This window comes from Exiguobacterium sp. s16 (assembly GCF_018618115.1).
Taxonomy (GTDB): domain Bacteria; phylum Bacillota; class Bacilli; order Exiguobacteriales; family Exiguobacteriaceae; genus Exiguobacterium; species Exiguobacterium mexicanum_A.
On record NZ_JACSLM010000009.1, the window covers coordinates 45885 to 68105 of the forward strand.

Annotated in this window: 25 protein-coding genes and 1 riboswitch; of the genes, 14 read left to right on the top strand and 11 right to left on the bottom strand. The window is 54.0% G+C overall.

Annotated features, from left to right (window positions below; genetic code table 11):
* Positions 1–19: 19 nt before the first annotated feature.
* Both KNP86_RS13255 and KNP86_RS13260 read right to left on the bottom strand, forming a co-directional pair.
* Positions 20–1573: an ABC-F family ATP-binding cassette domain-containing protein gene (locus tag KNP86_RS13255; RefSeq protein ID WP_214710187.1), complete on the bottom strand. Its 1554-nt coding sequence runs from the start codon at positions 1571–1573 to the stop codon at positions 20–22.
* 60 nt (positions 1574–1633) lie between these two features.
* Positions 1634–2242 (bottom strand): NAD(P)-dependent oxidoreductase, encoded by a 609-nt coding sequence (locus tag KNP86_RS13260; RefSeq protein ID WP_214754862.1) that lies wholly within the window; start codon positions 2240–2242, stop codon positions 1634–1636.
* Positions 2243–2373: 131 nt separating this feature from the next.
* Positions 2374–2475: riboswitch (purine riboswitch) on the top strand.
* A 77-nt stretch (positions 2476–2552) separates the two neighbouring features.
* Between KNP86_RS13260 and KNP86_RS13265 the strand changes: the two genes are divergently transcribed.
* The 4 genes from KNP86_RS13265 to KNP86_RS13280 are packed head-to-tail and all read left to right on the top strand — an operon-like array spanning position 2553 to position 5506.
* Complete coding sequence (locus tag KNP86_RS13265; protein WP_021068085.1) at positions 2553–3134, top strand: xanthine phosphoribosyltransferase; 582 nt, start codon at positions 2553–2555, stop codon at positions 3132–3134.
* The gene (locus KNP86_RS13270) at positions 3131–4435 is read left to right on the top strand and encodes a nucleobase:cation symporter-2 family protein (protein ID WP_214754864.1); all 1305 of its coding nucleotides are present in this window, start codon (positions 3131–3133) and stop codon (positions 4433–4435) included. The genes KNP86_RS13265 and KNP86_RS13270 overlap by 4 nt, the downstream gene beginning before the upstream one ends.
* Before the next feature lie 34 nt (positions 4436–4469).
* Positions 4470–5117, top strand: a complete 648-nt coding sequence (locus KNP86_RS13275; protein WP_214754866.1) for an NAD(P)H-binding protein — start codon at positions 4470–4472, stop codon at positions 5115–5117.
* On the top strand, positions 5114–5506 hold the full coding sequence (locus KNP86_RS13280; RefSeq protein ID WP_034780735.1) for an RDD family protein: 393 nt from the start codon (positions 5114–5116) through the stop codon (positions 5504–5506). Before KNP86_RS13275 ends, KNP86_RS13280 begins: the two co-directional genes overlap by 4 nt.
* 19 nt (positions 5507–5525) lie before the next feature.
* Here KNP86_RS13280 and KNP86_RS13285 read toward each other — a convergent pair whose 3' ends face one another.
* Positions 5526–6791 (bottom strand): purine/pyrimidine permease, encoded by a 1266-nt coding sequence (locus KNP86_RS13285; RefSeq protein ID WP_034780737.1) that lies wholly within the window; start codon positions 6789–6791, stop codon positions 5526–5528.
* Between the two features lie 75 nt (positions 6792–6866).
* Between KNP86_RS13285 and KNP86_RS13290 the strand changes: the two genes are divergently transcribed.
* Positions 6867–7571 (top strand): alpha/beta family hydrolase, encoded by a 705-nt coding sequence (locus KNP86_RS13290; protein ID WP_034780739.1) that lies wholly within the window; start codon positions 6867–6869, stop codon positions 7569–7571.
* Between the two features lie 33 nt (positions 7572–7604).
* Here KNP86_RS13290 and KNP86_RS13295 read toward each other — a convergent pair whose 3' ends face one another.
* The 3 genes from KNP86_RS13295 to KNP86_RS13305 form a co-directional block, all read right to left on the bottom strand.
* A complete protein-coding gene (locus KNP86_RS13295) occupies positions 7605–8786 on the bottom strand; it encodes an MFS transporter (RefSeq protein WP_251130526.1) in 1182 nt (393 codons plus the stop codon).
* 116 nt (positions 8787–8902) lie between these two features.
* Positions 8903–9694: an endonuclease/exonuclease/phosphatase family protein gene (locus KNP86_RS13300; protein ID WP_029596278.1), complete on the bottom strand. Its 792-nt coding sequence runs from the start codon at positions 9692–9694 to the stop codon at positions 8903–8905.
* A 52-nt stretch (positions 9695–9746) separates the two neighbouring features.
* A complete protein-coding gene (locus KNP86_RS13305) occupies positions 9747–11375 on the bottom strand; it encodes a PTS transporter subunit IIBC (protein ID WP_034780743.1) in 1629 nt (542 codons plus the stop codon).
* Positions 11376–11596: 221 nt separating this feature from the next.
* Here KNP86_RS13305 and KNP86_RS13310 point away from each other — a divergent pair, with 221 nt between their 5' ends.
* The 3 genes from KNP86_RS13310 (at position 11597) to KNP86_RS13320 (ending at position 13454) form a co-directional block, all read left to right on the top strand.
* Positions 11597–12361: a TrmH family RNA methyltransferase gene (locus KNP86_RS13310; RefSeq protein ID WP_114164885.1), complete on the top strand. Its 765-nt coding sequence runs from the start codon at positions 11597–11599 to the stop codon at positions 12359–12361.
* 58 nt (positions 12362–12419) lie between these two features.
* Positions 12420–12875 carry a GNAT family N-acetyltransferase gene (locus KNP86_RS13315; protein WP_251130527.1) on the top strand — a complete coding sequence of 152 codons (456 nt, stop codon included), beginning with the start codon at positions 12420–12422 and terminating at the stop codon, positions 12873–12875.
* A 90-nt stretch (positions 12876–12965) separates the two neighbouring features.
* The gene (locus KNP86_RS13320; protein WP_214754870.1) at positions 12966–13454 is read left to right on the top strand and encodes a hypothetical protein; all 489 of its coding nucleotides are present in this window, start codon (positions 12966–12968) and stop codon (positions 13452–13454) included.
* A gap of 32 nt (positions 13455–13486) precedes the next feature.
* Here the strand turns inward: KNP86_RS13320 and KNP86_RS13325 are convergent, their stop codons facing one another.
* Positions 13487–13996, bottom strand: coding sequence for a hypothetical protein (locus KNP86_RS13325; RefSeq protein ID WP_214754872.1), 510 nt, complete (start codon positions 13994–13996; stop codon positions 13487–13489).
* A 115-nt stretch (positions 13997–14111) separates the two neighbouring features.
* Between KNP86_RS13325 and KNP86_RS13330 the strand changes: the two genes are divergently transcribed.
* The gene (locus tag KNP86_RS13330) at positions 14112–14768 is read left to right on the top strand and encodes a TVP38/TMEM64 family protein (protein WP_214754874.1); all 657 of its coding nucleotides are present in this window, start codon (positions 14112–14114) and stop codon (positions 14766–14768) included.
* Between the two features lie 29 nt (positions 14769–14797).
* Here KNP86_RS13330 and queF read toward each other — a convergent pair whose 3' ends face one another.
* From queF to queC, 4 genes are read right to left on the bottom strand one after another with little or no spacing between them, the layout of a single operon-like run.
* Positions 14798–15286 carry a preQ(1) synthase gene (gene queF / locus KNP86_RS13335; RefSeq protein WP_015880473.1) on the bottom strand — a complete coding sequence of 163 codons (489 nt, stop codon included), beginning with the start codon at positions 15284–15286 and terminating at the stop codon, positions 14798–14800.
* A gap of 11 nt (positions 15287–15297) precedes the next feature.
* Positions 15298–15993, bottom strand: coding sequence for a 7-carboxy-7-deazaguanine synthase QueE (gene queE / locus KNP86_RS13340; RefSeq protein ID WP_236355772.1), 696 nt, complete (start codon positions 15991–15993; stop codon positions 15298–15300).
* Positions 15993–16448, bottom strand: a complete 456-nt coding sequence (gene queD / locus KNP86_RS13345) for a 6-carboxytetrahydropterin synthase QueD (protein WP_128123127.1) — start codon at positions 16446–16448, stop codon at positions 15993–15995. The genes queE and queD overlap by 1 nt, the downstream gene beginning before the upstream one ends.
* Positions 16445–17089: a 7-cyano-7-deazaguanine synthase QueC gene (gene queC / locus KNP86_RS13350; RefSeq protein ID WP_214754876.1), complete on the bottom strand. Its 645-nt coding sequence runs from the start codon at positions 17087–17089 to the stop codon at positions 16445–16447. The genes queD and queC overlap by 4 nt, the downstream gene beginning before the upstream one ends.
* Before the next feature lie 208 nt (positions 17090–17297).
* Between queC and nhaC the strand changes: the two genes are divergently transcribed.
* The 5 genes from nhaC (at position 17298) to KNP86_RS13375 (ending at position 22107) form a co-directional block, all read left to right on the top strand.
* The gene (nhaC, locus tag KNP86_RS13355; protein ID WP_214754878.1) at positions 17298–18674 is read left to right on the top strand and encodes a Na+/H+ antiporter NhaC; all 1377 of its coding nucleotides are present in this window, start codon (positions 17298–17300) and stop codon (positions 18672–18674) included.
* Between the two features lie 86 nt (positions 18675–18760).
* Complete coding sequence (locus KNP86_RS13360) at positions 18761–19345, top strand: DNA-3-methyladenine glycosylase (RefSeq protein WP_214754880.1); 585 nt, start codon at positions 18761–18763, stop codon at positions 19343–19345.
* A gap of 69 nt (positions 19346–19414) precedes the next feature.
* Positions 19415–19927 carry a type 1 glutamine amidotransferase domain-containing protein gene (locus KNP86_RS13365; protein WP_214754882.1) on the top strand — a complete coding sequence of 171 codons (513 nt, stop codon included), beginning with the start codon at positions 19415–19417 and terminating at the stop codon, positions 19925–19927.
* A gap of 128 nt (positions 19928–20055) precedes the next feature.
* Complete coding sequence (locus KNP86_RS13370; RefSeq protein ID WP_214754884.1) at positions 20056–21183, top strand: MFS transporter; 1128 nt, start codon at positions 20056–20058, stop codon at positions 21181–21183.
* Between the two features lie 90 nt (positions 21184–21273).
* Complete coding sequence (locus tag KNP86_RS13375; RefSeq protein ID WP_214754886.1) at positions 21274–22107, top strand: undecaprenyl-diphosphate phosphatase; 834 nt, start codon at positions 21274–21276, stop codon at positions 22105–22107.
* The last annotated feature ends 114 nt before the right edge of the window (positions 22108–22221 follow it).

Sequence of the window (22221 nt, forward strand, 5' to 3'; positions counted from 1 at the left end):
GCCACTTCCTCTACACGGATTAGAATACTTTCGTCGTCCACGATTCGCAGTTCCAGACGTCGGTGACGATGTCTTGATAGAACTCCGGTTCGTGACTGATGAGTAGGATACTGCCTTTATATTCTTTCAACGCGCGCTTCAACTCTTCCTTCGCGTCGACGTCCAAGTGGTTCGTCGGCTCATCGAGGAGGAGCAAGTTCGATTCGTTGTTTTGGAGCTTACAGAGACGAACCTTCGCCTTCTCTCCACCACTGAGGACCGAGATTTTACTCTCGATATGCTTCGTCATGAGACCACATTTCGCGAGCATGGCGCGGACTTGTTGCTGGTTGAGTGATGGGAACTCGCTCCAAATCTCTTCGATACACGTGTTGTTGCTGACGGCCGCTTCTTGTTCGAAGTACCCGATCTCCAAGAACTCACCGCGTTCGACGGTTCCTTCAAGCGGGTTGATCATGCCAAGAAGGCTCTTCAACAGCGTCGTCTTCCCGATCCCGTTCGCACCGACGAGGGCAATCTTCTGACCGCGCTCCATTTGGAGGTCGAGCGGGCGTGAGAGCGGCTCGTCATAACCGATGACGAGGTTTTTGGCGTCAAAGATGAGACGGCCTGACGTACGTGCCTGCAAGAACCGGAACTCTGGTTTCGGACGTTCCGCACTCAGTTCGATGACATCCATCTTATCGAGCTTCTTCTGGCGTGACATCGCCATGTTCCGTGTCGAGACGCGTGCCTTGTTACGGGCGACGAAGTCTTTCAAGTCGGCGATTTCAGCCTGCTGGCGTTTATAAGCCGATTCAAGCTGCGATCGTTTCATCTCGTACACTTCCATGAACTTGTCGTAGTCCCCGACATAGCGTGACAAGTCTTGGTTCTCCATATGGTAGACCAAGTTGATGACGCTGTTTAAGAACGGGATATCGTGCGAAATCAAGATGAAGGCGTTGTCGTAGTTTTGGAGATAACGCTTCAACCATTCGATGTGGGCCTCGTCCAAATAGTTGGTCGGCTCATCGAGGAGGAGGATGTCCGGCTTCTCGAGAAGCAATTTCGCGAGCAATACTTTCGTCCGCTGACCACCTGAGAGGTCCGTGACGTCACGGTCGAGTCCGACATCTAAAATACCGAGACCGCGAGCGACTTCTTCGACTTTCGCGTCGATGATATAAAAGTCGTTCGAATCGAGCATTTCCTGCAGTTCGCCGACTTCGGCGAGCATGTCGTCCATCTGTTCAGGCGTCGCATCGCCCATTTCCATGTAGAGCTCACCGATTCGTGTTTCGGTGTCAATCAAGTATTGGAATGCGCTCTTCAACACGTCCCGAATCGTCATCCCACGCTCGAGGACAGCGTGCTGGTCGAGGTAACCGACACGGACGTTTTTCGCCCATTCGATTTTGCCTTCGTCCGGTTGGAGTTTGCGCGTAATGATGTTCATGAACGTTGATTTTCCTTCACCGTTCGCTCCGATGAGGCCGATGTGTTCGCCTTTCAATAGACGGAAAGACACGTCGTTCAAAATGGCGCGGTCACCGAAACCGTGGCTCAAGTTTTGTACTGTTAATATACTCATATTTCTTATTCGTTCCCTTCAAAGTTGACTATCCGATATTGTAGCATGGATTCAAAAAAATTAGTACGCCAGCCCGACTGATTGGCGGACGAAGTGTTGTTCTTCAACGGCGTTCAGCATGAACTGGGCGACATCGGCCCGTGAAATCTGTTTTCCGTTGTCTGGAATGCTGTCGACGGACGTTCGATACACCGAGGTCCGGGGACCGTCCGTCAGTTGCATCGGCCGTACGATCGTGTAATCGAACGACGAGTTGCGCCACAAATCGACCGCGGCCCGGTGATCACGGAGCGGCTTCCGAAGCATGAACGTCACGACCGTACCAGCAAGGCCCGGAATCTCTTTATCGATTCCAGCCGAGGCGAGGTAGACGACCCGAGTGACGTCATTTGCTTTCAGCGCCGGGACGAGTGCGTCGGTGACGTGGGCCAAGAAGTCCGAATCGCTCAAGTCGGTCCCGAGACAGCTGATGACGGCGTCATGACCAGCGAGGGCGTCTGTCAAAGCGGCGCTGTCTGTGACGTCGCCTTCGATGATTTCAAGTTGCGGGGTCGGAATCAATTTTTTCTGTTCCCGCACGAAGGCGGTCACATGGTGGCCATGCTCGATGGCCTGGTCGACAAACTGATGACCGGTCCGGCCTGTGGCACCTAAAACGAATAGCTTCATAATGGATGTGGCTCCTCTCGTTTTTCCAGTATCTTTAGTATACAGCAGTTTCAGAAAAATCGAACTTTTAGCCGTCTTTTCCAAAACGGGTTGCAATTTATTAAATATCGTCTAGAATAAGTCCTATCTTATATAAATAAAAGATTCGCACTCGTATATCAGCGGGAATATGGCCCGCAAGTCTCTACCGAACCACCGTAAATGGTTCGACTACGGGTGACGCTTGTCGTGTGCATTCGTTTTGTTTCCATGCGGTTCGTCGTCCCCGGGTTGGGGTGACGAATCGCATTTTTTTATTGGAGGGAAAACAATGAAGCAATTAGAAGACAAAATCAGAGATGAAGGACAAGCGTTGTCCGAACACGTATTGAAAGTCGATGCCTTCTTGAACCATCAAGTCGATCCTGTCTTAATGCAAGCCATCGGACGCGAGTTCGCAGACCGGTTCCGTGACGCGGGAATTGACCGCATCGTCACATTGGAATCGAGTGGAATCGCTCCGGCCATGATGACGGCGCTTGAGATGAACATCCCGTTCGTTTTCGCACGTAAACGTAAATCACTCACGCTCCAAGACGATCTCGTTGAAGCGGACGTCTATTCGTTCACGAAACAAGAGACGAACCGCATCAGTTTGAGCCGACGCTTCGTCCAACCCGGGGAGCGCGTGCTCGTCATCGATGACTTCCTCGCCAACGGGGAAGCCGCTCTCGGTTTGACGCAGCTCGTCGAATCCGCCGGGGCGGTCGTCGCCGGTGTCGGCATCGTCATCGAGAAGTCGTTCCAACCGGGACGGGACAAGTTGCTCGAACGAGGCTATCAAGTTGAGTCACTCGCCCGGATCGCAAAGCTTGAAGCGGGTGAGATTTCCTTCGTGGAGGTGGTCCGATGAATACGTTTAAAACAGCCAGCCTTGGTTTCCAACACTTACTTGCCATGTACACGGGCGCGGCCATTGTCCCGCTCATCGTCGGTGGCGCCATCGGACTCGGTCCGACGGAACTCGCGTATCTCGTCGCAATCGATTTGTTCATGTGTGGTGTCGCGACGCTGTTACAAGTCTGGACGACTCGTTTCACCGGTGTCGGTCTGCCAGTCGTACTCGGTTGTACGTTCACCGCGGTCGGTCCGATGATTGCCATCGGTAGTTCGAGCGGCATCACCGCCATCTATGGGGCACTCATCGCGAGCGGAATCATTGTCATCTTAATTTCAGGCTTTGTCGGGAAACTGGCTCGCTTCTTCCCGCCGGTCGTGCTCGGCTCGGTCGTGACGATTATCGGTCTCTCGCTCATCCCAGTCGCTGTCAATGATATCGGCGGTGGGACGCCAGGTGAGCCTGGCTTCGCTTCGATGCAAAATTTGGCGCTCGGTGGCTTGACCATCGGTTTGATTCTCGTCTTGAACCGAATCGGTACCGTGTTCACACGGGCGGCCGCGGTCTTGTTTGCGGTCTTGATCGGCACAGGTGTCGCCGCGTTCCTCGGTCTCGTCGACTTCAGCCCGGTCCGTGAGGCCGGCTGGTTCCAAATGGTACAACCGTTCTACTTCGGGATGCCGACGTTTGACGTCTCGGCCATCCTCGTCATGACGCTCGTGGCCATCATCTCGATGATCGAATCGACTGGTGTCTTCTTGGCATTGAGCGATATCACGAAAAAGCCGATTGGCTCGAACGAGTTGACGAAAGGGTATCGGGCCGAAGGTGTGGCGACGATTCTCGGTGGGATTTTCAACAGCTTCCCATACACGACGTTCAGTCAAAACGTCGGCCTCGTCCAATTGTCAGGCGTCAAATCGCGCCGTGTCATCTTCTGGACGAGCGGACTATTGATTTTGCTAGGCTTCTTGCCGAAAGTCGCGACGTTCACGACATTGATCCCGAAACCGGTGCTCGGTGGGGCGATGCTTGTCATGTTCGGTACGGTCGCCGCTTCAGGGATTCGAATCTTGAGCCAAGTCGATTTTGCGAAAAACGAGAACTTGATTACAATCGCCTTGTCGATCGGGGTCGGTCTCGGTATCACGGCCAACCCGGCCATCGTCGCGAACATGCCTGAGGCGGTGCAGTTGTTCACGGACAGCGCCATCGTCGCCGGATCGTTCACCGCCTTATTGTTGAACGGGTTCTTCCGACTCGTCGACCGGTTCCGTCCGGCCGAGGTCGTTGCCGAGAACCGGCAAGTCAGCTAGACTGAAAGGAACTACGTAACTAGGGGGAACAAGCATGGGGAAAACTGCACTTGTCGTTGGCGCCACCGGATTGATTGGACGCGAACTCGTCGAACAGTTGCTCGAACAAGAACGATATGATCAAGTCTGGATTGTCGTCCGTCGCTCGAAGCGTTGGAGTCACCCGAAACTGCACGAGGTCGTCGGATTTGAAGGAATGGACGAGGCGTTGCCGCATATTGATGACGTCTACTGCGCACTCGGAACGACGATCGCTGTCGCCGGTTCGCGTCAGGCATTCAAACACGTCGATCTCGACTTGCCGCTCGAAGTGGCACGGGTCGCGAAACAACACGGAGCGACACGTTATGCCGTCGTATCGGCTCAAGGCGCGTCACTTCGGTCACCGTTCTTCTACAACCGGGTGAAAGGGGAGCTCGAGAATGGGCTCAAAGTGTTCGGCTTCGAGCACTTGATTATCGCCCGGCCATCGCTCTTGCTCGGAGATCGCGAGGAGTTCCGTCTCGGCGAGAAAGCAGCCGAAGTCGTCAGCCGTCCGCTCCAACCGTTGTTGCTCGATAAACTACCGGATGCAGCGCCGATTCAAGCGCTCCACGTGGCCCGCGCCTTGATTATGGCCGCAGAAGAAGGACAGGGCATCGAAGTGTTGACGTCAGGTATGATGCAGAGGATGAGCCAATGAACCCATTAACGAAGAAACGTACCCAAGCCGTCTTGATTGATGGCGTCATTGCCGGATTGCTCAGTTTTGGTGTCGAACAGCTCGTTCGGAAGAAAGTGAAAAGCGAGTTCGTCCATGCTGTCATCACCCCGACGCTCGTCTCCTACGCGCTTGAGGCATGTCAGATGCGCCGCAGTGGACAGACGCTCGGCTATAAGCTGATGGGTCTCGAGTTGAAAAATGACGACGGGACACCGGTCACGGCCGAGCAAGCGTTTAAACGGGCGCTTCACCGCGACACAATCTCGATTGTCGCCTACGTCAAAGACCGCGCGCACTTCGAGGCCGAAGACGGTGCCGTCTTGCCGCACGACGCAGCGTTCCATATGCACGTAACCGAAAAAAACTGACCTCTCGAGGTCAGTTTTTTTAGTCTTTGATGCGGCTGAGAATGGCCGTCGTCAAGGCGACGATCGTTCCGAGGACGAGTCCGTTCGAGAACACGGTCGCCAAGAGCGGCGGCAAATCGTTCATTGCCCCAGGTGGGAGCAACATCGCCCCGGCCCCAATGACGAGCGGGAGACCGACAGTGAGTGAGGCCGTCTTTTGGTTCAATTCGAACGCCGCCTCGTTGATTCCGATGATAATCATCGTCGCGATGAGCGGGGTGACGATGGCGTATCCGACAGCGGCTGGGATACTTGCGATCAGCGAGACGAACGGACCGACGAGGGCGAGCACCATCATCAAAGCATGGGCGATGAGGTGTGGCGTGCGATGCACACTTTCAGTCGAAGACAGGAAGCCGGCTGTCCCAGAGATGGCGACCGGTCCCGGTGTCCCGAACAAGCCCGCGACCATTTGGCTGATGCCGCTGACAACGCCGGATGCCGGGACGTTCCCTTCGATTTGACGCTTCTCGCGCGAGCTGACGATGCGCTCAATCAATTTGATATTGGCAAGGACGTTCGTCATGAGCAGGAGCGTGATGACGAACGCAGTCGGGAGCAAGTTCCAATCCCACACCCACGTTCCGAACGGGAATAGTTCAGGGACGAGGAAAAATGACTCGGAACGGACGATCGGGTTCCCGAGGCCGAGCATGTTGAACAACCAAAATCCGGCGATGAGCGTCATGACGAGGCCGTACTGCTTGAACCGGCTCCGCTCGAGCGTGAGCGCGAATAAGACGAGGCCGGCCGTCGCCACGGCTTGGATTGTGTTGATGCCGTCCTCGGTCACACCGAAGCCGCCTTTGATGACGGCGCCGGACAATTGCAACACGAGCAAAATCATATAGACGCCGAGGACTTGCGGGGTAAACAACGACAGCATCCGTCGCAACAGGCCGGTGACAGTCATGACCACACCGAGCACACCACTTAAGAACAACATGAAACCGAGCGCTTGGAGCGTCTCTTGTCCGCTCCCATAAAGTGCTGGACCGATGGAGGCATAGAGTGTGAACACGCCCCACCAAATCCCGGCTGGTCCTTCTAAGATTGGCAGGCGGTGGCCGAGCAGCGTTTGGATAATGCTGAAGAGTGCGAAGACGAACAGTGAACGTGAGATGAACGTCATCGTCTCGCCTGGCGACAGTTCAAATAAGGCGGCGATTGAGAGCGGTGGTACAATGTTTGTAGCTAAAATAAAAATAAACCACTGAATCGTCGTGGTTACAGAACTTTTGGTCATGGTGTCCCCCTGGTATTTCCCTTTTTTAATACTAGTGTACCGTGACGGGGAAGTGGATGCAAATGGAGGTATATAATGAAGAAAAAACTGAAGTGGATTGGCCTCAGTCTATTAGGAGTCATGTTGGTCGCCATCATCGGCTTCCTCGTGTGGACGCAACTGACGTACGGACCGACGGAAGAAGCGCGCGGTTACGCGGCTGAGGCGAGGGAAGTGGACAATCGTCTCGAGTTCGGGCAGACGGACAGCGAGGTTGGGTTCATCTTGTATCCTGGGGCGAAAGTCGAGAAAGAGGCGTACGCTTACTATGGCACCAGACTGGCAGAAGAAGGTGTCTTCGTCGCCATCCCATCGTTGCGCTTGAATCTCGGGATAGCAGATATCGATGCAGCAGAAGATATCATCGCCGCCCACCCGGATATCGAACGTTGGGTCGTCGGGGGGCATTCACTCGGCGGTTCGGCCGCGTCTGGTTACGCGCTCGAACACGAGGAGCAAATCGACGGGGTCATCTTCCTCGCCTCGTATCCGATCAGTTCGATGGCGGACAGCGATTTACGTGTCTTGTCCGTCTCTGGGGAAATCGACGGTCTCGCGAACGAGAGCGATATCGAGGCGAGCCGTGACAATGTCCCGGATGACGCCGTCTTTCATCAAATCAAAGACGGCAATCACGCCAACTTCGGGATGTACGGCCCGCAGGACGGAGATAACGATAGCCCGCTCAGCGCCAAACAACAACTCGACGAGACGATCGATCAAATCTTGGATTGGTTATGAAAACAGCGTGCCCACATGATGGGGCACGCTGTTTTAACGTTGGTCGAGCTTATGACTGACCGCTGTCAGCAAGGCTGTCACGAGCGCGACGGCGCCGCCGACGATGGCGAGGGTCATCACGGGTGCGTTGGCATAGACAAGACCACCAAGCGCCGAGCCCATTCCGATCCCGACGTTGCTCGCGACCGGCATGAGCGAGGAGGCGAGGCCTTTGGCGTCCGGATTGAACTTCTCGGCCAAGTCGATCAAATAGATTTGCGTCGATGTCGTGAGCAGAATCGCCATGAACGACATGAGCGCGATATTGATGAGGCCGAGCGTCACGCTCGAGGTCGTCACATACAAGGCCGCCAACACGAACGCTTGGACGAGAAAGACGAACCGAAGCCGTCCAATCGGATTATGGCTGGCGATTTTCCCGGCCGCCATGTTGCTGAAGATCGAGATGAATCCGTAAGCGAACAGGATTGGACTGACCCAAGCGATAGGGACGCCGAGCACGCCTTTCAAAATCGGGACGAGATACGTATAGACGACGTACGTTGCGCCGAAACCGAACGCCGGGATGAAGAACGCGATTAAAATCCGCGGGTTCGTCAAGAGGCGCAACTGATCGGCAATCGACGTCTTGACGCTCGTCAACTGACTCGGGACGACACGGTAGACGGCGAGAAATGCGACGACGCCTAAAGCGGTCGTCAACAGGAATGTCGTTTCCCATCCGGCGCGTTGGCCGATGAACGTACCGAGCGGGACGCCGAATACGTTGGCCATCGTGAAACCGCCGAAAATGAATGAGACAGCGATGCCGCGCTTCCCGGTTGGAACCGATTCACTGGCGACGAGCATGGCGAGCGAGATGAGCACGCCCGTCACGACGGCGGTCATCATCCGGAGCACGAGCAATATCCCGTACGTCGGAGCGAGGCTGCTGAACAAGTTAAAGACGATGAACGCAGCGGTGAGCGTAAGCATCAGTTTTCGTTTCGGCAAATGGCTCGTCAGTGACATCGTCAGCGGGGTCCCGATGGCGAAGGTGATCGCGAACGCCGAGACGAGCGTTCCGGCCGTGGCAATCGAAATCGATAGGCCGTCGGCGATATCGGGTAAAATCCCGACGATGACAAATTCACTCGTCCCGAGCACGAACGTGAGCAAGGCGAGCGATAAGATAAGCGTCCAGTCGGTCCGACTGAGCGATGGGGTAGTCGTCAAAATAAAATCACTTCTTTCGTTCAAGGTTGTTAGACTTCAGTCGTTTTCAACCATACAGGATTTCCACGCAAAGCAAAACCCTTTTCCCTTCCGTGAGGAAAAGAAAAGGGTGCCATTTACCGCCAAAATGCCGTTGCTTCAACACCGGCATGATCAGAGACGATCGGACCGTTCTCGCCGTCAAAGACGACGGCATGGCGTGAGACGTGGATCGGGGCGTTCGTCAGCATCAAGTCGATGCGAAGCGCCTGCTTGTTCTCGTCCCAGCCGGCAATCTTGCCTTGGACGGTCGCATCGCCTTCACGCTCGGTCGCCAAATGGAACAAATCTTGGAGACCGTGCTCAATCAAGTAGTCGTACCCTTCGCCACGGATGAAGGCGTCGTTATTGAAGTCACCGAGCAGCAAGGCGCGGTCGTCGTCCTCGACGCGGCGCAACAGTTCATCGAGCTGATGGCGCACCGGTTCATCGGCATCATGCCACCAACCGAGGTGACAGGAGTAAATCGCCGTCGGCGCGTCCATGCCGTCCACGACCGCCTTGACGATTTTCCGAGATTTGTAATCGTTCGGGTCGGTCGTCTGGGAGACGAAGAACGACTCGGTCGACACGAACGGAGTGCGCGATAAAATCGCGACGCCCTCCTCGTAGATGTCGTATCCATAATGGGCGAAGTCCCACGTCATGTAGTAATCGACGCCTTGTTCTTTCAAACGCTCGACGAGCACATAGGCGAAGTTGTTCTCTCGAATCAAGCCGTCGATGAGTGGGGCCTCTTTATGTTGATTCACTTCTTGGAGTGCGATGATGTCATATTCCTCGCTCGCGATCCGTTCAACGATCGAGTCGATTTTCTCTTGTTGACGGTCCTCTAACCAGGCGTGACAGTTCAGCGTTAAAATATTCACGATAGTCCTCCTTTAGAAAAAACAGGCCAACTCGTACGAGCTGGCCTGTTGATTATGCACCGATGACGTCTTGAATATCAGACTTCAATACGTCGGCTTTCGGGCCGTAGATTGCTTGGACACCGCGGTCTTTCAAGATGAGACCCATGGCGCCGTTCTTTTTCCATTCGCTCTCTTCTGAGACGAGCGACATGTCTTTGACTGTGACACGGAGACGCGTCATGCAGGCATCGACGTCTTCGATGTTCTCTTCCCCACCGAGTAGAGCGATAATCCCCATGACCTGCTCGTTGCCTGTCACAGTCGATTTCTCTGTCACTTCTTCCATATAGTTCCCGTTACGACCTGGCGTCGGAAGGTTCATCTTCTTGATGAAGAAGTTGAACACACCGAAGTTCAAGAAGAAGAAGGCAGCCGAGACGAGGAAGAAGTTAATCAAGTCTTGTAACAGTCCCGCTTTGACAATCATCGGGATGCGTGTGAGCAATTCAATCGCACCGAACGCGTGGACACGAAGGTCGATGACATCCGCTAAAGCGAAGGCGGCACCGGCCAAAAGCGCGTAGACGACGTAAAGGACTGGAGCGACGAACATGAACATGAATTCGATCGGTTCTGTGACACCCGTCAAGAAGACGGCGAGACCAGCCGACAAGAACATTGGCTTGTATTGTGCTTTCTTGTCTTCGTCGACGTTGCGGTACATCGCGTAAGCGGCACCAATCAAGGCAGCGAATGACAAGATGACTTGACCGACTTTGAAGCGGGCCGGTACGACGTCAGCGAGCAAGGCGTTGTAAGCAGCTGTATCACCAGCGGCGCGCAGGTTAACGAGGTCTGTGACCCAAGCCAACCAGAGCGGATCTTGACCCGCAACGACCGAACCGGCTGTCGCACCTGTCAAAATCGTGTACGTGCCACCGAGTTCCGTGTAGTTCATCGGCACAGTGAGCATGTGGTGAAGGCCGAACGGCAAGAGGAGACGTTCGAGCGCACCGTAGATGAACGGCGCGAGAACTGGTGCCGTGTTGCGTGACGTCGCAATCCATTCACCAAAGCTGTTGAGCGCACCTTGAATCGTCGGCCAAATGATGGACAACGCGATGGCGGCAACGACCGAACCGAGAATGACGACGAATGGCACGAAGCGCTTCCCGTTGAAGAACGAGAGGGCGTTCGGCAATTTGTTGAAGTTATAGAACTTGTTATAAAGGGCTCCACCAAGGAAACCGGCGATGATCCCGACGAAGACACCCATGTTGAGTGCTGGTGAACCGAGTACAGATGTGAAGTAGTCGGCGACGACAAGGTCAGCCCCGAAGAGAGACTGGACTGTCGCTTCCGGGTCTTGGAGCATCGCTCCGTTGACGCCGAAGATGGCGCCTGTGACACGGTTGATCAAGATAAAGGCGATGAGTGCAGCGAACGCGCCGCCGGCTTTGTCTTTCGCCCATGAACCACCGATGGCGACCGCGAATAAGATATGTAAGTTGACGATGATTCCCCAACCGAGGTCTTCGATGATGCGTGCCGTCGTGAGCAAGATGCTGACGTCTCCGGCTGACATGCCAATCAATTTACCGATCGAGATCATGAGACCTGCGGCCGGCATGACGGCGATGACGACCATTAAGGCCTTACCGAGTTTCTGCCAAAAGTCGAACGAGATGAGTTGTTTCATGCTATACGCTTCCTTCCTGTACGGAACTTTTTATCTGTCTATGGCGACTGTCAATGCAATCGCTTGCATAGATAATTGTAATCGATTGCATAACTTTGTGCAACCGTTTTCCTAATTTTCATGGATTTTCATAACGAGAGGATATTCGACTCGTTTCTCACTTAGCTTGTCAGTCGGAACGAATCTCGCTACAATACTAAAGGTTGAAAGGGGCGAGAACGATGGGATGGAGACAGACAACATCGGCATTATCAAAAGAAGAGCAAGCGGCATTACTCGATGAATTGTTGCAGTCGGGCCTGTTATTAGAAGAGGATCGACTGCTGTACAGCATGTTGATGCCCGACCGCGTCAAGCGTATGCAGGAAGTGCTAGAGTTACGGACGAACCATATCACGATTTTGACGGAAGGGGTCGATGACCCGCACAATCAGTCGGCCGTGCTCCGTTCGGCGGACGCGTTCGGTGTCCAGACGTTGCACGTCGTCGAGGGACGGGCCAAGTTCAAGCCGAACTCGATTATCGCCAAAAGCGCCGATCGCTGGGTCGACGTGGTCGAACATCCTTCGATCGAGGACGCAATCGATCGGTTGAAGGCGGACGGTTACCAAGTGCTCGCGACGGCACTCAGTGAAGAGGCGGTCCCACTTGAGGACATCGATGTGTCAAAACCGACCGTGCTCTTGTTCGGGAACGAACATCACGGCGTATCGGAACGAGCGCTCGCCAAGGCAGACGGCAATTACTTGATTCCGATGCAAGGATACGTCCAAAGTTTGAACATCTCTGTCGCTGCCGCCATCTCGTTGTACGATGTGACGACGCGGGCGCGCCATGTCGTGACGGACGGATATGGACTGAAGGTGGAAGACAAGCAGCGCATCTTAAAGAATTGGATGGTAAAGAGCCTTCCGAAGCGGTCGCTCGGTGTGTATAAGCAAAAAGGTTTGACCGCTTTTGCGCGTGAGACAGGAAAAACGGAGTAAACGGCGAAAGGTACAGGCGTACGAATAACTTGTCCATATACTGAAAGGGGATGGAAAGATGAGTACGACCAGTTCATTTATCGTGAAAGATGTGACGACGAATTTCAAAGACTACGAAGAGGAATTCTTTAACCTGTACCGCACGCTTTACGGGGACATCGATCAACTGCGTTTTAAAGAACGGCTGTATCGTCATGCGAACCCGCTCGTGTTGCTCGCGTTCTCAGACGACCGGCTCGTTGGCTTCAAAATCGGTTATGAGGCCGAGCCATACCGCTTTTACAGCTGGGCCGGCGGCGTCCACCCCGAGTTTCAAAAGCATGGTATCGGCCGCAAGCTGATGGACACGCAACTCGAGTGGGTGAAAGCACAAGGGTTCCATTCGATTCGAACGAAGGCGCGCAACACGAATAAAGGGGTCATCATCTTGAACCTGTTGTGTGGCTACGACATTATGGGGGCGTATACAGAGGATCACGAGCCTCGCATCATGATGGAGAAACAATTGAACTGACCGAAGAGCCGTGGCACATGCCACGGTTTTTTCGTGTAGATGAAACCAAATGGATTCACGTCCGTATGATAGAAAAAAGGGGGAGACATCATGGTCCATACGTTTGCATTCGGGGAAGAAGTATACATCGATTCAACAGGGATGGGGGAGTCGTTTTTTAGTGGAGTACCAATCATTTTTCCGATATTCTTTTTCCTGATTATCGGTATTATCGTGTTCGCTGTTATTGGAGGCATCGGTAAGCAAGTGAAGACGAACAGTCTATTGAAAGACATGCAACGGTTCGCTTCAGACTTGGCCGACCATCCGAGTGACGAGTCGGCGAACCGGCTCGCTGACTACTTACGGGACGTCACGTCGTTCCCGGTCGAACGGACACAGATGGAACCGTTTCGGGTCGCACTCGGTAGTTACCATTTGGTCATGGAGTCGCCGCACGTGCACGACGAGACGAAAGAGCGGGTCGATCGCCAATACAAACGGCTCGGTATTTTAGACGGGGAGAAGTTTGCCGACGAGCCGGCTCCGCGTCGTCGTTCGAGCTCGCACCATCATGACCATCACGATCATCATATGTAAAACGCGTCGGGATCGTTCCCGACGCGTTTTACTTACATATAACGGCTTGCATCAAACTCGATTTCGGTCCGATAGTTGGCCGTCTCGATGGCGCTGGCGATGCGGTTCGACCGCTTCTCGACGTCACGGGCTTTCAACCGATACAGCTCAGGGTCATAGAGGGCGTGTTTGATGATGTTCTTTCCTTCCCCGTACCCGGTTCGGAACTCGCGCTTCGGGCGTTCGGCCAAGTCCTGATACATCCGGGCTTGGGCCCGTAATTGAATCGCGAACTCCATCGCTTCGACGAGCGGGAGCGGTCCATCGTTCGTCTCAATCACGGTATGCAGATTCGCTTCACAGACGAGGCGGTCGAGATGGCGTAAGTCGGTCCGAATCGACTCGAGTTCGACTTCGATGTCCTCGAGTGAGCGGGACTGGATCGTTGGGAGCGGTTCATCTTTCTCGAGTTCGATGAATGCGACGCGTTCGACTTCTTCGAGCAACTGATCAATCTGCTTCAGAAGCAGGTGTTTCAACTTGATGGCATCTGCCAAGTACATAGGGATTCCTCCTTCTGCTTTTTTTAACCGTACCATACTGCGATTCCTAAAAAAAGGAAGGCGTTACTTTTTCGAGGTGAGGCGATATGATGGAAGAAAGAGAGGAGGTCGACCGATGAACAAGTGGAAAACGCAATGGATCATTGCCATCGTCTTGCTCGTCTTCGGTACCGCGACGTTCCTTTATCAGTGGATCGACTTGCGACCGGGTGAGATTCGCGATTATATCGTTCAATTCGGTTGGCTCGCCCCGCTCGTGTATATTTTACTGTTCACCGTTCGCCCGTTGATTTTATTTCCGACGTCGGTCTTGTCCGTCGCCGGTGGATTGGCGTTCGGGACGCTGCCTGGTGTCGTCTATACGGTCATCGGGGCCACGCTCAGCGCGCTCGTCGCTTACTATATCGCGATTCGCTTCGGTGACCGCTTTCTCCACCATTTTGAGACGAGCAACTATGAGAAGGTGCAGCATAAAATTGAAGAAGACGGGTTCTTCTACGTGTTGATTTTACGCTTGATTCCGCTCGTGAACTTTGACTTGGTCAGCTACGCCTCAGGGCTCGCAAAAGTGAGACTTCCGGGTTATGTCTTCGCGACCACGGTCGGGATGATTCCGGGTGCGTTCGCCAACAACTTCCTCGGCAGCAGCATCGCGAGCGGAGACTTTAAGCTAATCATCCTCGCCCTCGTCGTCTTAGTCGTCCTGACGCTCGTCGCGACGGTGTTCCGCGAACCGATTAAACGACAAATTAATCGCTATAAAAAGAAGTAGGCGCTCCCGTTGAGCGCCTACTTTTTGATTTAACGGTTGTCGACCGTCTCAGGATACAAGTCGTGGTTGAACAAACGATGTTCCGCCATTTTTTCGTATTTCGTGCCCGGCTTGCCATAGTTGTAGTACGGGTCGATCGAGATGCCGCCGCGGGGCGTGAACTTGCCCCACACTTCGAGATAGCGTGGCTCCATCAACTTGACGAGGTCTTTTCCGATGACGTTGATGCAGTTCTCATGGAAATCGCCGTGGTTGCGGAAGCTGAACAAGTACAGCTTGAGCGATTTCGACTCGACGAGCTTCTCGTCCGGGATGTATGAGATGTAAATCGTCGCGAAGTCCGGTTGGTTCGTGATCGGGCAGAGTGACGTGAACTCCGGGGCGTTGAACTTCACGAAGTAGTCGTTCTCCGGGTGACGGTTCGGGAACGCCTCGAGGACGTCCGGTGTGTATTCAAAAATGTAGGGGACGCTCTTCTGTCCGAGGAGCGACAAGTCTTGTAAGTCTTCTGGTCTCATGAGTATTCTCCTTAGACGCCACGTTCGTTGGCGTACAGTAATGTGTGCAGTTGTGGCAGGACACGGACGCTTTGCCATGACGGGTCACGGGCGACGTCCTCCCATAGTTCTTTCAAGCGACGAAGCTGGGCGTCGGTGATGTCACCGTCCGCACCGGGCTCAGGATTGCCGGCCGATAAGTACATGACGTCCGGCGTATAGCGCGTCTGGACCGATTTCGCATAGGCGAGGTCGAGCTCATCGAAGACGGCGACTTTGAACGTCATCTGTTCGGGGCGCAGCCGTTCGACGATGGCGTCGAGTTTCTCCCAGTCGGTCGTCATGCCGGAAGAAGGTGGTTTCGGGCTGAGCGTCACGTCGTCGATGTCAGACAGCCAGTCTTGATAGCGACTGCCTTGCGTCTCGACGGCGAGCTTGACGTCACGCGCCTTCAATTTCGCTACGAGTTCTTTCATCGCGGCGATGAGGAGCGGGTTGCCTCCTGAGATGGTGACGTAGTCATACACACCGAGCGCGTCGAGCCGTTCGATGATTTCGTCGGCTGTGAGCATGTCGGGTTTCTCCGAGCCGTCCCATGTGAAGGCAGAGTCGCACCATGAACAGCGATAATCGCAACCCGCGGTCCGGACGAACATCGTCTTTTGTCCGATGGCGCGGCCTTCCCCTTGAAACGTCGGGCCGAACACTTCGAGGACAGGGATTTTCATCAGTCCACCAACCATTCGCGGCGGAACTCGGCGTACGACGTCGGTGTCTCGTACAGTTTGACGAATTCGACGCGGACGTCGCGCTCGTCAGGCAAGTGTTTGGCGAGCTGCTCGAAAATCCAGTAGCACATGTTTTCAGCAGTCGTGTTCATATAAGGTAACGACTCATTCAAATAACGATGGTCGAGGTATGGTTCGAGTTCTTCTTTAAAGATGGCTTTCAGGTCGCCAAAGTCGAGCGTCATGCCACGGTTGTCTAAAAATCCGCTGATGCCCATTTGCAATTTATACGTATGTCCGTGTAGCGCACGGCATTTGCCGTCATAATCGAACAAGTGATGAGCGGCGTCGAACGTCACTTCTTTGACGATTTGGACGCGGTGCGGACAGTAGATGAGCGAGCCATCCTGTTTAGCTTCAACACTCGTCGGGGCGAGGAATGGAGCGTGTTTCATACGCGCACCTCCTCATAAGCGGCGAGGCCGTTTTGACGGAGTACGCAAGCCGGGCATTCGCCGCAACCTGATCCGAGGATGCCGTTATAGCACGTGAGCGTCCGTTCTTTGACGTAATCGAACGCACCGAGACGGTCCGCGAGTTCCCACGTCTGCTTTTTGTCGAGCCACATGAGCGGTGTATCGATGACGAACGGATAGTCCATCGCCAAGTTGAGCGTCACGTTCAAGGATTTGACGAACTGGTCCCGGCAATCCGGGTAACCGGAGAAGTCGGTCTCACATACACCGGTGACGATGTGATGCATCCCGAGCTGTTTGGCCATAACGGCCGCAAAGGATAAGAATAAGTGATTGCGTCCATCGACGAACGTGTTTGGGACGTCCGCATTGTCGATATCGAGATCATGTCTCGTGAGCGCATTAGAGGTGAGTTGTCCAAGTAAGGACAAGTCGAGGACGTGGTGCGGGACCTCAAGTTCGGCCGCGATTTCTTTTGCGACCTCGATTTCCGCGTCATGGCGTTGCCCATAGGCGAACGTCACCGCTTCCACATGAGAGAATTGTTGTTTTGCCCAAAATAGGCAGGTGGTTGAATCTTGACCGCCGCTAAAGACGACCAATGCTTTTTCGTGTTGCAACGTGCACACTTCCTTTTTCGCTAGTTTTGATGTCGGAGGAGGTTACGAACTCCGGAGGTCACCCTCGAGCGTTTACTTTACCATAAAAAGACGTTTGACAGGGAAAAGAGAAGCAGGTATAGTAAAGAACATCACTGAAACACTTTCGCGCATAAAAGCGTTTAAGCGGTTAGGTAAAAAATAATGGAACTGAAAGGAGGGGACGTCGATGCAGATGAAAGGAAAAGAGGCTGTATTCGTCGTGCTGATGAGCGGGATTTCCCTGCTCGCACTGATGTTTTTGGCCAAAGCGACGCCACATATGGCGATCTTTGGCACAATGGTATTAATAGGGGGTTACGCGTATCATCGGACGCGTGATTTCAAACGAATCGAAGCGGCGATGATGAGCGGGATTCGTGAAGCCATCATGCCGGTCTTGATTTTACTGCTCATCGGGATGTTAATTGGCGTATGGCAAATGTCTGGCACGGTGGCGACAATCCTCTCCATCGGTTTAGATACAATTTCAGCACAATGGTTCTTGCCGAGCGTCCTGCTCATCACGATGATCGTCTCGTCGTTCACGGGTAGTGCCTTCACGACAGTCGGTACGGTCGGGATCGCCTTGTTCGGAATCGGGATGGCGCTCGGGATTTCTCCGGCGCTCGCGGCCGGGGCCATCGTTTCGGGTGCACTCTTCGGCGACAAGATGAGTCCGCTCTCGGATACGACGAACTTCGCACCGGCCGTGGCTGGTGTCAAACTGTTCGACCATATCCGCTTTATGATGGGGACGACCGTACCGGCCATCCTCATCACCCTCGTCTTGCTCACGCTTCTCGGTCGGAGCGGTCAAGCGGCCGATACGACGCAAATCGCGGAAGCGCAGGCGGCACTCGCTGGACGATTCAATTTGTCTTGGTTGACGCTACTCGCGCCGGTTCTCGTCGCGGTGCTTGCGTTCCGCCGCATGCCGGTGTTGCCGACGATGCTCGTCGGGATGTTCGCCGGGGTGTTGACGGCTGGTTTCGTTCAAGGCAACTGGAACGTCACAAACTGGTTCGGTGTCATGCAGGCCGGGTTCAAGTCGGGCGTCGAGAACGAGACGATTGCAGCTGTGCTCGATCGTGGCGGACTCGAGTCGATGCTCTGGTCGGTCAGTCTCGTCTTGATTGCGCTCGCGTTCGGTGGCTTGCTCCGTGAGCTCGGCGTATTCCAAGCGATCGTCGATGCTTTGCTCGAACGATTGAAATCACCGGGCAGCTCGGTCTTGTCGGTCGTCCTCAGCTCGATCGGCGTCAACTTGCTCGCTGGCGAACAGTATTTGTCAATCTTGCTCCCAGGTCAAGCGTTCAAGCAAGGGTTTATCGATCGCGGCATCGATCCCCGTTACTTGTCACGTGCCCTCGAAGACGGCGGGACGGTCATCAACCCGCTCATCCCATGGGGCGTGTCGGGTGCGTTCTTTGCGGCCACGCTCGGCGTGCCGGTACTCGAATACGCACCGTTCGCCTTCTTCCTCTGGCTCAGCCCGATCTTCTCGATCATTCTCGGATATGTGAAGTTGGGGAAGCAGCGTGAGGCGATGCGGATCGCATCATAATGTAACGGATGTCCTGAATCGTTCAGGGCATCTTTTTTGTGTCTTTCCACCTTCATTTGAGAAAATAAACCGGAGGAGGGATAACGATGAAACGACTCGATCCATCATTTTACGAACAACCAACGCTCGAACTGGCCCGGTCGCTGCTCGGCCATTATCTCGTCCACGACCATTTTGACGGTCAAATCGTCGGGAAGATCGTCGAGACGGAGGCTTACCTTGGCGCCATCGACCGGGCGGCCCACAGTTTTGGCGGCAGACGGACGAATCGAACCGAGGTCATGTTCGGGTTGCCGGGACACGTTTACACGTATCAGATGCATACACACACGCTGCTCAATGTCGTGAGTGGTCCGGTCGGCACGCCGGAAGCCGTCCTCATTCGGGCCATCGAGCCGATTGAAGGACAGGGCATCATTGAGGCGAATCGTCCCGGCATCAAGCGATTCGACCAGACGAATGGACCTGGAAAGCTGACGAAAGCGCTTGGCATCACGATGGACCTATACGGACATTCGCTCCAACATGAGCCGCTTTATATCGTTGAAGGGAGTGCCATCCCGGAAATCGAGGCCGGTCCACGCATCGGGATTCCAAATACGGGCGAAGCACGCGATTACCCGTACCGCTTCTTCGAACGAGCCAATCCGTACGTCTCGAAGTTTCGTTGAATGTTTATGGGCCGGTTAGGTGTGGAATACTCCTTATGTGCATAAAAATAATGAGGGAGTGTTTTCAATATGGCAAAAGTAGCAACGCTAATCACAGATATGTTTGAAGACGTAGAGTTCACGGGTCCACGCGACGCATTGGTGGAAGCGGGGCACGAAGTTGTCACGATTGAAAAGAAAGCCGGTAACACGGTTGAAGGCAAACAAGGTGAGTCGAAAGTCACGATCGACAAAGCGATCGATGACGTGTCGCCGGAAGACTTCGACGCGTTGCTGTTACCAGGTGGGTTCTCACCCGACTTGTTACGTGAAGACGAGCGATTCGTTCAATTCGCGAAAGCGTTCATGGACGCGAAGAAACCTGTGTTCGCTATCTGTCACGGCCCACAACTGTTGATTACGGCGAAGACGCTCGAAGGCCGCGATGCAACCGGTTATAAGTCGATTAAAGTCGACATGGAGTATGCCGGTGCGAAGTATGCGGACAAAGAAGTCGTCGTCTGCCAAGAACAGCTGGTGACAAGCCGTCAACCGGATGACATCCCGGCGTTCAATCGCGAGATGCTCAACTTACTCAAATAATCGTCTGGCCACGGAATTTTCCGTGGCTTTTTTTGTACAATCGGGAATAGGTGAATAAGGAGGAGATTTAGATGAAACGAGCACGCTCACCTAGCTAAGTCGGTCGAAACGTTACGTTGCTTGGATGGATGCGTTGGTTCGAGGCACTCGTCCCGGCCTACACGATTGAGCGTCTATTTTGGGAGTCGCGGACGATCACGATGCAAGAAGTCGTCTATCTCGAAATGCTCTATGCCGTCCTCGTCGTCATACTCGAAGTGCCGACCGGGGTGTTAGCCGATCGCTTGGAACGCCGACGTCTGTTGCAAATCGGGACTGCACTCGAGTGGGGTTCCTTTGTCGTGTTACTTGTGTCCTTTTCGTTCGGCGGTTTCGCCTTAGCCATCGCCTTGTCAGGCATTGGGGCGGCGCTCCGGAGCGGGGCGGAGAATGCACTGCTCTATGAGACGCTTGAACAGGATGGGAAGACGGAGGCGTTCGAGCGCTGGGTCGGCCGGTTGAATGTAATCGGAATCGTTGCAGCCGTTCTCGCGGCGATCAGCGGCGCCTTGCTGGCCACACGCTTACCGTTTGAACTGAACTATGTGCTGTCGATTGTCAGTTTGTTTATCGCGACAGCGTGTAGCCTCGGCCTTGTCGAGCCGAGACGAGTCGTGACAGAGGAACGAATGACATGGGCGGATATCGGGGCAGGTTTTCGCTTCGTGTGGCACGACCACCAGCTACTTGCCTTGTCGTCGGTGTTCATCGTGACAATCGGTGCGTTCAACTTCATCGATGAGTTTTGGCAGCTGTACGCCCGTGACGTCGAAGTTCCCATCTATTGGTTCGGAATGATTTCGACTGTGCTGTTGCTCATTCAAATACCAGGGCAACTGCTCGCCCCGGTCCTGTTACACATCACGACGGTCGATCGTTGGTTGCACGGAATCGGTTGGGGCATCGGTCTCGGTTTTGTCATTCTCGGCTTTTTCCCAGGACAAGTCGGACTCGTCTGGATGGCAGGCATGGCGTTTCTTATCGGCATCGTCGAACCGCTCTATCTCGGGGCGTTGCATCACCGTGTCCCGTCTGTCATCCGGGCGACGACCGAGTCATCCGTCTCGATGTTGCTGCACGTTAGTATCATCCTCATCGGACTAGTGTTTGTGATCGGGGCCGGTATGACGCTCTTCGTTGCCTTTTTATGGATTGGAATCGTCGTTTGTATGCATCAATTGCTCATCATATTCGTTACTTGGAAAAAGGATGCTTAAGCGAGCATCCTTTTTTTACGCCTCAAGACCGAGGCGGGCGGAGAAGCAACCGTGTATGATAAGAAACAATACTGGAGTAGGAGACAGACGATGGAATGGTATGAGTTACTGATTGGATTTTTGTTAGGGGTCGTCGAAGGGATGACAGAGTTCGCCCCGGTCTCGTCGACAGGGCACATGATTCTTGTGGACGACCTATGGCTCAATTCGAGCAGCTTCCTCGGTCAAGAGGTCGCGAACACGTTTAAAATCGTGATTCAGCTCGGTTCGATTTTAGCGGTCATCGTCGTGTTTCGAAGTCGGTTCAAGGAGTTACTGAACCCGAAAGAATTGCTAGCGATTCGTAACAGCGGGCCGACGAACAAATTGAATGTGTTACATATTTTGATTGGGCTGCTCCCGGCCGCTGTGCTCGGGTTGATGTTCGAGGATTACATCGACACACACTTGTTTTCAATCAAGACGGTCTTGATCGGGCTCGTCATCGGCGCGTTCTTCATGATTGCCGCCGATTTGTCAGGCGTGAAGCGTCAGACGACAGCAACGCTCGATGAGATTTCGTATAAGCAGGCGCTCGGTGTCGGCTTGATTCAATGTTTCTCGCTCTGGCCGGGCTTTTCACGCTCAGGGTCGACCATATCGGGCGGTGTCCTCTTAGGGATGAGTCACCGGGCCGCGGCGGACTTCACGTTCATCATGGCCGTACCGATTATGTTCGGTGCTAGTGCGCTCTCGCTCTACAGCAAATGGGAGTACTTCACGATGGCGACCCTCCCGGTCTTCGTCGTCGGATTCATTAGCGCGTTCTTATTCGCGCTGTTGTCGATCAAGTTCTTCTTGAAGCTGATCAATAAAGTCAAATTGACGCCGTTCGCCATATATCGCATCGCGTTGGCGGCTGTCATTTACTTCTTGTACTTCTAAGAAAAAAAGCGCATGTCAGCACATGCGCTTTGAAACCAATGATCCATCAAGTTCGTATAACCAAGTAGAGGTGAGAACATGGAACATATCGTTGTCGTATTGGGAACGTTGATC